This window comes from Corallococcus interemptor (assembly GCF_003668875.1).
Lineage (GTDB): Bacteria > Myxococcota > Myxococcia > Myxococcales > Myxococcaceae > Corallococcus > Corallococcus interemptor.
Map to the genome: position 1 here is coordinate 20,062 of NZ_RAWM01000110.1, position 10,391 is coordinate 30,452.

Here is a 10,391-nt window from a genome sequence, read left to right on the forward strand (position 1 = left end):
GCTGGGGCTTCAGAGGTTGAAGCCCACGTTGCCCACGGAGATGCTGGGTCCGAAGATGAAGGACCACTTGCTGGAGGGCACCACGGTGTCGGTGCTGGGGTCGCCGTTGGTGCGCCGGGTGATGTCGCCCCGGAACTCGCGGGCAATCCACGCCTGCGCGCCCACCGCCGCGCCCGGGCCGATGGGGACCCGCAGGCCCAGCCCCAGCACGGCCGCGAGCGTGGGCGGGAACTGGATGTCCCCGGACTGCGGCACCAGGCCCAGGCCCATCAGCCCCAGCTCGATGCCCAGCAGGCGCTCCTGGCCCTCGTTGTTGAGCAGCGCCAGGCGCGACAGCACGCCGAAGTTGATGGCCAGCTGTCCCGTGGGCTGCGTCGCGCGGTAGAGGCCCGCGGGGATGGTGGCCATGGTGTAGAGGCGGAACATGCCGCCGCGCACGATGGCGGTCCACTGTGCGGACGGCAGCCCCGTGCGGTCCACCGTGGAGAGGGCATAGCGGGACTCATCCGCCACGTGCGCCACCTGCACGAGGATGCGGTCGTACTGGCCCAGGTTGCCCTGCACGGGGATGACGCGCATCTCGCCCTTGGGGCGCAGGAACAGGCGCTGGTCCACGCTGCTCTCGCCGCGCACGGAGCCGTCCGACTTCGTGACGGTGATGCGCAGGGTGATCTCCTGGTTGCCCTCCTCCGGCGTCAGGCGCTCGCGGTGGACGACGACGCGGCAGGTGTTGCGCATGGCGTACTCCACGCGGTGCGGACGGCTGGGGGAGAGCCGCTCGTCGTTGCCTTCTTTGTCCGCGCAGATGAGCTCCACCAGGTTCTCCACGTTGGTGGGCACGCTGGCCTCGCGCACCGCGCGCTGCACGCGCTCGTCGGTGAGGAACAAATCGGACGTGGCCAGCTCCGCGGGCAGCGTGGGCAGCCGGTAGCCGAAGCGCAGCGACACGAAGCCGCCGGACGTGGCCTCGCCCTGGATGAGCGTGGCGGACTCGCGCACCGTCACGGTGTAGGCCCCGCCCAGCGGACGCAGCACGAAGCGGCCCAGGCCGCCGTTGGACGCCACCGTCACCTCCGCGGGGCGGTTGGTGGGCACGAAGTCGATGGAGCCGTGGCCGGGCAATTCCAGCGTCGCGCGGGGGACGGGCGCGGCCTGCGTGTCCGCCGTGTCGGACGCCACCACCGTGCCGTCCACGCGCGACGTGATGGCGGTGACGACGACCTGGGGCTCGTTGGTGCCGCTGGTGCGCAAGAGCACGTAGGTGCCGTCCTGCGCCTTCACCACGCGCTCCACCCGCACGCGCGCGCCGTTCACCGTCCACAGGAGGCCGCGCGGGTCGTGCGCGCAGGCCGGGTCCAGGCGCATCACCAGCCCGGAGTTCTCCGCGTCGCGCAGCACCGTGCCCTCCACCGCGGTGATGGGGCACGCGAGCACGGGCAGCGTCTCCGCGAAGGAGGTCTCCAGCGCGTCGCCCTTCGCGAAGAACACGCGCGGCACCAGCCTCAGGCGCAAGCTCACCGTGGGGTTCAACCCCGGCACGTTGCGGATGGACACGGCGCCCTCCGTCACCTCGCAGCGCGCGGTGCCGCAGTCCACGGACGCAATGGCCTCCGAGTGCGTCACCGCCGCGTAGCCGGGGCCCTTGGACAGGTCCACGCCGGAGGACTGCACCAGGGGCCGCGTGAGCACGGTGCGGCCGGGACGCAGGCGGAAGAATTCGTCGTCCAGGAAGCGCCCGTTGGCGTCGTACGTCGACACGTCCGCGCCCCTGCGGCCGTAGGCGGGGATCCAGAACAGCGCCGCGTCCGTGGGCAGGCCGGGCGTCAGCGGGACGGCGCACTCGCTGGGGCCATTGGGCTCCATGCAGACGTCCTGGCCGTCCAGGGAGGACACCTTCGGATCCACGCCCCGGGGCGTCCCGGACCAGGCGATGGCCACGTTCTTCAGGCCGGCGCCCTTGAGCTCCAGCCGCCCGTCGTCCGGGTAGAACGTGGTGGAGCCGCTGTCGATGCGGGGGAAGGGCCCGGTGGCCACCACCACCACGGTGTCGGTGGCCGTGGCGCAGGAGGCCTCGTCGGGGGCGACCTTCAATTCCAGCGTGCGGCTGGCGTCATCCGCGCGCGTGGGCGGCTTGAGCGTGCGGCCCTCCAGCACCCAGCCGCCGCGCACGGGGCCGCACAGCACGCCCTTGGGGATGACCTCCACCGCCCGTCCCCCTTCGGGGACCTGGACGACGGGGGAGGCGGTGGCGGCCGTCGCCAGCAGCAGGCAGCCAAGGACGAGCGCGCGTGCAGGGTGCATGTCCCTGCTAAAGCACGGAGGGCCGAGTCCGGGTCAAGCCCTCCGTGCGCATGTGACACCCGCAGGCGACGCGAGTGTCCGCGATTACCGCGAAGCCGTCTTCTGCCCCGGCCCCTGCAGGAGGATGCGGCGGCCGAAGGCGCGGTCCACCCGGCCCAGGAACTCACGGAACTGGGGGTACTCGTCCGCCTTGATGCGGGCGACGGACAGGGCCACCTCGCCGTCGGCGATGAGGGCGCCGTTCTCCACGCGGTAGCTGAGCTTCACGCGGCCGAACTTCGTGGTCTCCTCCACCGCCTGCGGCATCTCCGCCACGGTGTAGCCGCCGGGCAGCGTGTAGCGCAGCTTGAAGGTGTTCACCCAGGGGCTCTGCATCACCAGGTCGAAGCGGCGCTCGGCGAGCGACGCGTACGCCTGCTGATACGTGCGCCCCGTGCCGAAGGGCAGGAAGCGCAGGCTGCCGCCGGGCAGCACCTCCGCGTAGCGCGGGATGCCCATGCCGAAGTCCAGCGTCACGTCGTCGTCCAGGCGGGTGGTGTCGCTGAGCTTCACCTCGCGCACGGTGAGGCCGGGGAAGCTCTGCGCCCACGCGCGCTCGAAGGTGGACTTGCGCGTGGACTCCGGGCGGTAGGCGCGGCGGTACTCCGGCGCGGACTGGCCGGACACGCTGCTCTGCCCCTTCACGTCCGCGCCGCCGTCAGGCCGCAGCGCGACGTCCATGGCCAGCGTCGTCTTGTTGTCCTCCGCCTTCGCCTCCGGCGTCGTGAGGAAGTTGCTCGTGCCGTTGGGGTCCACCACCAGCACGTTGGCCACGCGGTCCGCGGAGGGCAGCTCCTTGGCGCCGTGGAACTCCGCGGTGCCGTCCAGGTACAGGTCGAACTTCGGCACGTACGCGATGGCGTGGTTGAAGGCCGCCAGCGACGCGGGCTCCGCGTCCAGCGCGCCCAGGTTGCGCATGCGCAGGAGCACCAGCTTGCTGTCCACGCCCGCCACCTTCAGCATGGAGTGGATGAGGCTCGCCTTGTCCTTGCAGTCACCGAAGCGGCGCGCGAGCACGCGGTCGACTCTGTAAGGCTTGAAGCCGTGGATGCCGAACTCCAGCGCCACGTAGCGGGTGTTGGTGACGACGAACGAGTAGATGGCGCGCACCACGGCCAGCTGGTCCTTGCGGTCCACGCCGGTGAGCACCTGGTCCACCGTCGTCTTGAGCTCCGCGTTGGGCTGCAACTGGTCGCGCACCAGGCCCCACCAGTAGTGGCCCACCTGGTCCCACGTCTTGTACGTGGAGATGTGCAGGTTCTGCGCGACCTCCGCCCAGCCCGGCATGCCCGGCTCCGGCACCACCTTGGAGACGTGCTTCGCGCCGAAGCGGTACACGGTGCGGCCGGATTCCGGCGCCTCCTGCTGCTGCTCCACGCCCGCGAGGCGGCTCTTGTTCCAGTACAGCGGCCGCTCCTTGGGCATGTCCACGACGTACTGGAAGCGCACCTTCGGGTAGACGCCCTGGACGCTCTCCACGTCACCCCAGTAGTCCGACAGCAGGTTGTCCTGCGCGGTGTCGTCCAGGCGGTAGGTGAGCTCCAGCGTGTCACCGGCGGCCAGCGACGGGAACGACAGGATGCGCGCGCGGGCGTCGTAGTACATGCCCGTCCACGGCTCGTTGATGTTGCGGTCCGCGTCGCCGTAGCTGTCCACCACGGAGCCGTCCGGCTTCGTCACGCGGGCGCGCAGCACGCGCACCTCCTGGCGGTCCGGCGAGTACGTCACCGGCACGCTGCGGAACGCGTCCACGCCGCGCTGGTTGTACACGCGCACCACCATCTGCTGCATGCGGCTGGACAGGCCGCTCTTCTGCACGCGCACGTAGGTGTTGTCGACGAGGTAGAGGGCGTCCTCGTTCATGTAGCCCTCGGCCTCCTTGGACAGGGGCTTCGCGTCCACCAGGTACTGGGTGCCCGCGCTCTCGGACTCACCCTTGAGCGTGCGCAGGGCCTCCTTGAGGCCGGGGTTCTGCGGGCGCAGCTGGAGCGACTTCTCGAAGGCGGCCAGGGCGGGCTCGCGCTGACCGGCGGCGAGCAGCGCGCGGCCCTCGCGCTCGTAGACCTCCGGCTCGTCCGGGGAGAGGGCCTTGGCCTCCGTGAAGAGGACGGCGGCCTCCTCCACGGCGCCGTTGGCGGCCTTGAGCTCCGCCAGGCGCACGCGGCTGCCGTTGTCGAAGGGGTTCAGGTCGGTGAGCTTCGCGTACTCGCGCTCGGCGGCGTCCACCTTGCCCGCGTCCGCGAGCATGGAGGCCAGCTGGCGGCGGGTGTTGGCGTCGTCGTAGCGCAGCGCCAGCACCACGCGCATGCGGTCCATGGCCTCCTGGTCGCGGCCCAGCTGACGGGACGCGGCGGCGGCCACGCGCACCACGCGGGGCACGCGCGGCTGCTGACGGAAGGCCTCCTCCACCAGCGCGTGCGCCCGGGCGCGCTCGCCCAGGGCCTCCGCCGCGCGGGCGAGCAGCAGGCGCGCGCCCGGCACGTTGCGGCCGTCCTCCACCTCCATCAGGGGGGCGAGCAGCGGCTGCACGCGCTCCGGGTGGCCGCGGTCCAGCTCGTGGTCCGCCAGCGCCAGGCGCGCCGGGGCGTAGGTGGGGTCCGCCTTCACGGCGGCCTCCAGGAAGCGGCGGCGCTCGTTGAGGTCGTCCGTCTGGGTGTTGGCGGCCAGGTGCTGCAGGCGCGCGTCGTTGGGGGCGGTCTCCGCCGCGAGCGCGGCCTCGGCGCTGGCGGTGTGCTCGCGCTCGTCATACGCGCGGAAGAAGGACAGCACCTGGGCGTAGTCGCCGCGCAGCTGGGCGTCGTCCGGGTTCTTCTCCACCAGCGCGCGCAGCGACGAGGTCAGCGTGGGCAGGGGCTGCGGCGCGGGCGCGGGCATGCGCTCCAGGGCGGGGGCCTTGGCCGGCAGCGAGGCGCGGGCGGACGCGGACTCCGAGCGCAGGTAGAAGCCCAGCGGGCCGGACTCCTGGCACACCTTCACCAGCACGCGGTTGAGGCCCTTCTTGAGCTTCACCGACACGCGCGTCTGGTCCGGGCGCGGCAGGTTGTAGCGGTCCTCCTTGGAGGCCAGCTGCCCGTTCACCCACAGGCGGTAGCCGCCGGAGGTGCCCAGCGCCAGCGGCACGCGCGTGTCCTGCGGCACCTCCAGCCAGGTGAGCGCGTACGCGACGGATTCCTTGTTGGGGCGCACCGCGGTGGCCAGGTCCACGTAGCCGTCCGCGGAACTGACGGACAGCTTGCGCCAGGTGGCCTCGTGGCCCTTGGCGCCGGGGTAGCGCGCGGTGAGGTCCAGGTTGGCGGCCTCCGGACCGAAGTCCGTGTCGCAGCCGGCCTTGCCCTCGTTCTCGAAGCCGCCCACGACGTAGTAGTCGTTGACGAAGCCCAGCCACTGGCGGACCTCGTTGGCGCGCACCATCCGGCCGCGCGAACGCTCCGCGTCCATGAGCAGGATTTGGGCGGTGGTGCGCGTGTTCACGTCCGACGTGCGGCGGGACGCAATCTGCTGGTAGGTGCTCACCAGGGGGGTGAGGTCCTCCACGTCATCCACCAGCGCGTGCATGCGCAGGAGGGCGGCGGCGCCGCGCGGCGAGTTGGCGGCCTTGACGGCCTCGGCCGCGTACTCGCGGGCCCGGTCGTCCGCGTTCGGCTTCGCGAGCCCCAGCACGGGGCAGGTGAGCACGACAAGTGCGGCCAGCGATGTGAAACGCGACATCCGTTCTCCTCGAAGTTCGACGGCGCCCGGGGGCAGGCAGGGGGCGGTGACGCCAGTGAACAGGCGGACCCGTCACGGCCTTCCCCTGCATGTGGCCCCGGACGGCGGGCAGGCAACCCATCCGCGCCCCACTCTATGCCGGACCGGTGTGGGGCGGGGTGGGCCCGTGAAGGCCCGCGCGCGAAAACGCACAGGGCCGGCGCGGGCTCATGGATGCCCGTGCCGGCCCCGGTGGGTGTGCGTCCCCGTGAGGGACGGCGTCAGTGGAGCTTGTCGTAGAGCGCGTTGACGAGGCTGCCGTCATCGCCGCTCAGCTCCCAGAACATCGCGCCGCCCAGGCCCTTGGCCAGGATGTAGTCCGACTTGGCGTTCATGCTCTGCACGTCGTCGTAGGCCACCCACACCTTCGTCGTGGGGCTGTAGACGTAGGCCTGCTTGCTCTCCGGGTGGAAGAACTTCGAGTAGCCGGAGCCCGCGCGCTCGTAGTTGGCCTTGAGGTCCTTGTAGTCGAACACGCCGGTGAGGCCGGACTGGCCGTCATCCCAGGTGCCCTTGGTGGGGACGCCGGACTGGAACAGGCCGTTGTTCACGTTGGGCACGTTGCCCCAGCCGCGGCCGTAGAAGGGCACGCCGACGACAATCTTCGAAGCGGGCACGCCCAGCTGGAGCATCCTGGCGATGGAGCCGTCCGTGTAGAAGCCGTCGTTGGCGCCCGGGTCGCCCGTCACGCGGTTGAGCGCGGAGTGGAAGTTGACCGTGCTCTCGAAGGCGCCGTGGTAGTCGTAGGACATCACGTTGATCCAATCGAGGATGCCGGCCAGCTTCACGGTCTCCTGCTTGTTGGCGAGCAGGTCCGGTGACGCGCCCGACGCGATGGTGAGCAGGTAGGGCTGGCCCGTCTGCGAGGTGACGGCGGCCAGCTGGGTGCGGAACTCCTGCATGAGCAGCGTGTAGTTCACCTTGTCCGCGGGGCTGCTGATGTTGTCCGGCAGGCCGCCGCCGGTGGGGTACTCCCAGTCCACGTCGATGCCGTCGAACACGCCCACGCCGTTGGCCGGGGTGACGCCGGGGAACTGGCCCTTCACGTACAGGTCCACGCAGGACTTCACGAACGCGGTGCGCGACGCGGCGGTGGCGGCCACCTGCGAGAAGTACTTGGACCAGGACCAGCCGCCAATGGAGATGAGCAGCTTGAGGTTCGGGTTGGTCTTCTTCAGCTCCTTGAACGCGCGGAAGTTGCCGCGCAGCGCGCCCGGGTCCCACTCACCGGGGTAGCCGAAGCCCTTGTCGATGTCCGCGAACGGGTCGCCGAGGATGCACTTGCCGTCCGGGGAGATGTTGGAGAACGCGTAGTTGATGTGCGTGAGCTTCGACGCCGGGACGTTGGACACCTGGTAGTTGCGGCCGTAGATGCCCCACGCGGTGAAGTAGCCGACGATCTTCTTGCCACCCGGCGGAGGAGGCGTGCCGGGCAGTTCCACCTCGACGCTCACGGTCTTGGTGCCCACGTTGCCCGCGGCGTCGTACGCCTTCACGGTGTACGTGTACGTGCCGTTCTGGCCGGAGCCGGAGAACCCGCGCGTATAGGACGACGCGGTGGCGACGAGGGTGCCGTTCTCCAGGATTTCAATCTTCGTCACGCCCACGTTGTCCGTGGCGCTGGCGGAGATGGTGATGGAGCCCGCGGCGGTGACGCTGGTGCTGCTGCTCGACGCGGTGACGACAGGGGCGGTGGTGTCGCCGCCGCCCGTCACGGGGCCCAGGTCCAGCCACAGCGCCGCCACGGCCGTGGGCGTCCAGTCCGCCTGGGACGTGTGGGCCTGACGGCATTCATAGACGCGGCCTTCATAGGTGACGCGCGTGCCCACGGAGTAGGCGACGCCCACGGCCCACGCGGCCTCCAGCGGTGCCTTCATCACGCTGCCCGGACCTTCGGCTTCGGGAGCGGAGGACTCCTGACCACAGCCAGCGACGGTCAGCGCGGACGCCACCAGGCCCACAATCCACTTGCTACGACGCATTCGTATTCTCCTCGCCTGCGGTACACGCGGAAGGAGTCACGCACCCATTTTTCCGGGTTAATGGCTGGCTTTGGATTTCGGCTGTCCGCCCACCCATGTGCTGTGGACGGAAAGGTCCGGCATCAACAGCACGAGGTCCGCGCGATGGCCGGGAGCGATGCGGCCCCGGTGGCCATGCAGTCCCATGAACGTGGCGGGATGGAGCGACGCCATGCGCAGCGCTTCCTCCAGGGGAACTCCGAGCGCGTGGACGCAGTGGCGCACCGCGGCCGTGAGGTCGATGTCCGCGCCCGCGAGCGTGCCGTCCTCGGTCTCCAGGCGGCCGTGGCGGCGCAGGATGGTGCGTCCCTGGAGGGTGAAGGACGTGACGGGCGTGCCGACGGGCGGCATGGCGTCCGTGACGAGGAACACCTTGCCCGGCGGTTTGACCTTGAGCAGCAGGCGCAGGTTGTCCGCGTGCACGTGCACGCCGTCCGCGATGACGCCGCACCACGCGTCGTCATGGGTGAGCGCGGCGGCGACGGGGCCGGGCTGGCGGTTCATCACCGGGGGCATGGCGTTGAACAGGTGCGTGAAGCCGCGCACGCCTGCGTTCAGGGCCTGCGAGGTGCGCTCGCTGGTGGCGGCGGTGTGGCCCGCGCTGAGCACGACGCCGGAGGTGACGAGGCGGCGCAGGGTGGCGTCGTCCACGCACTCGGGAGCGAGCGTCATCAGCACCCGGCCTCCGTGCGCGGCGAAGCGGCGGGGCAGGGCGGTGAGGTAGTCGAGGTCGCGCGGGTCGGGCGTGCGGATGAAGGACGGCACGTGGACGCCCGCGCGTTCGCGGCTGATGAAGGGGCCTTCCAGGTGGATGCCGAGCACGCCGCCGCCGGGGCGCGCGGTGGCGGCTATCGCGGCCTCGCAGGCTTCGCGCATGCGGGCGGCGTCGTCGGTGATGAACGTGGGGAGCAGGCCCGTGGTGCCGCACGTGCGCATGGCGGCGGCGATGGCGAGCGCGGCTTCTTCGGTGGGCGTGTCGTTGAAGAGCACGCCGCCCGCGCCGTTGACCTGCACGTCCACGAACCCGGGGGCCAGGAGTGTGTCACCTGGCAGCGTGTGCACGGTGGCCCCTGTGGGAGCTTCGGCTTGGGGCACCACCGCTCGGACGGTGCCGTCCTCGATGACGACGGCGTGACCTTCGAGGACCTGGTCCCCGGTGAAGACGCGAGCGCCCTGGAGAACGGTGGGCATCACACGGTCTCCGTGACCTTGCGCAGGTGCGCGGGCGCATCCGGGTCGAGTCCTCGCGCCGTCGCGAGTTGGTGCACCGCGAAGTAGAAGCTCTGCACCTGGCACAGGGGCGCGAGCGCCGCGGGGAGGTCCGGCAGCGTGGGCAGGGATTGTGCGCCGGGGACGGGCAGGGCGGAGTGGATGTTCGCGCCCAGCTCGACCATGCGCTTCACGACGTCGCGCGTGCCCTGCGCGGCGTTGTCCTCCTGTCCCAGCGCGAGCACGGGGAAGCCCGGCCGCACGAGCCCGAGCGGACCGTGGAGGACCTCCGCGGTGCTGAAGGCCTCCGCGTGCAGACGGCAGGTCTCCTTGAGCTTGAGGGCCATCTCCAGCGCGGCGCCCAGGCCGCTGCCCCGGCCGACGACGTAGAGGCTGCTGACGTCCTTGAGCGTCGCGAGCGCCGGCCACCAGTCGAGCTTCCCTGCGGCCTCCAGCGCGTCCGGGAACCGCCGGGCGGCGTCATGCAGCTCCGCGGAGTCCGACCAGTGCGCGACGAGCTGGAGGAAGGCGAGCCCGGAGAGCAGATAGGACTTGGTGGCGGCGACGCTGTGCTCGGGGCCGGCGGACAGCGGGATGCGCACGTCGCACAGCGCGGCCAGCGGTGACGTCTCGTCGTTGATGAAGCCGAGCACGACGGCACCTCCTGCTCGGGCGGCCTCGGTCATGCGCAGGAGATCGGGGCTCTGGCCGGACTGGGACACGGCGATGAAGAGCGCGTCGCGCAGCTCCAGGGAGCGCGTGTTGTAGACGGACGCGACGCTGGGGCCCAGCGAGGCGACGGCGCGGCCCAGCGTGGTTTCGATGAGGTACTTGCCGTAGACGGCCGCATGGTCGGAGCTGCCCCGGGCGCAGGTGACGACGAAGCGGGGAGGCGTGCGGCGCAGGCGGGCGCCCAGGTAGGCGAAGGTGTCGCGGCAGCGCTCGAGCTGCCGGCGGGCAGCGGCCGGTGCCTCGGCGGCCTCACGTGCGAGGGCGGGCAGGGAGGAGTTCGTCGGAGTGGGGTCCACGCGCAAGGCTGTCTCTTATACACATCTGACGCTGCCGACGACTTAA

5 protein-coding genes are annotated in these 10,391 nt (G+C 71.1%); all 5 read right to left on the reverse strand.

The annotated features are described in order from the left end of the window. Positions 1–9 precede the first annotated feature (9 nt). Complete coding sequence (locus D7X96_RS29495; protein ID WP_199746905.1) at positions 10–2,301, reverse strand: hypothetical protein; 2,292 nt, start codon at positions 2,299–2,301, stop codon at positions 10–12. Positions 2,302–2,385: 84 nt separating this feature from the next. Beyond that, entirely contained in the window at positions 2,386–6,048 is a 3,663-nt protein-coding gene (locus D7X96_RS29500; protein ID WP_121771280.1) for a DUF3857 domain-containing protein, read from the reverse strand. Positions 6,049–6,308: 260 nt separating this feature from the next. Further along, positions 6,309–8,069, reverse strand: a complete 1,761-nt coding sequence (locus tag D7X96_RS29505) for a glycosyl hydrolase family 18 protein (protein ID WP_121771281.1) — start codon at positions 8,067–8,069, stop codon at positions 6,309–6,311. A gap of 57 nt (positions 8,070–8,126) precedes the next feature. Next, positions 8,127–9,299 carry an N-acetylglucosamine-6-phosphate deacetylase gene (gene nagA / locus D7X96_RS29510; protein WP_121771282.1) on the reverse strand — a complete coding sequence of 391 codons (1,173 nt, stop codon included), beginning with the start codon at positions 9,297–9,299 and terminating at the stop codon, positions 8,127–8,129. Further along, positions 9,299–10,345, reverse strand: a complete 1,047-nt coding sequence (locus tag D7X96_RS29515; protein WP_244219771.1) for an SIS domain-containing protein — start codon at positions 10,343–10,345, stop codon at positions 9,299–9,301. The genes nagA and D7X96_RS29515 overlap by 1 nt, the downstream gene beginning before the upstream one ends. Positions 10,346–10,391: the final 46 nt, after the last annotated feature.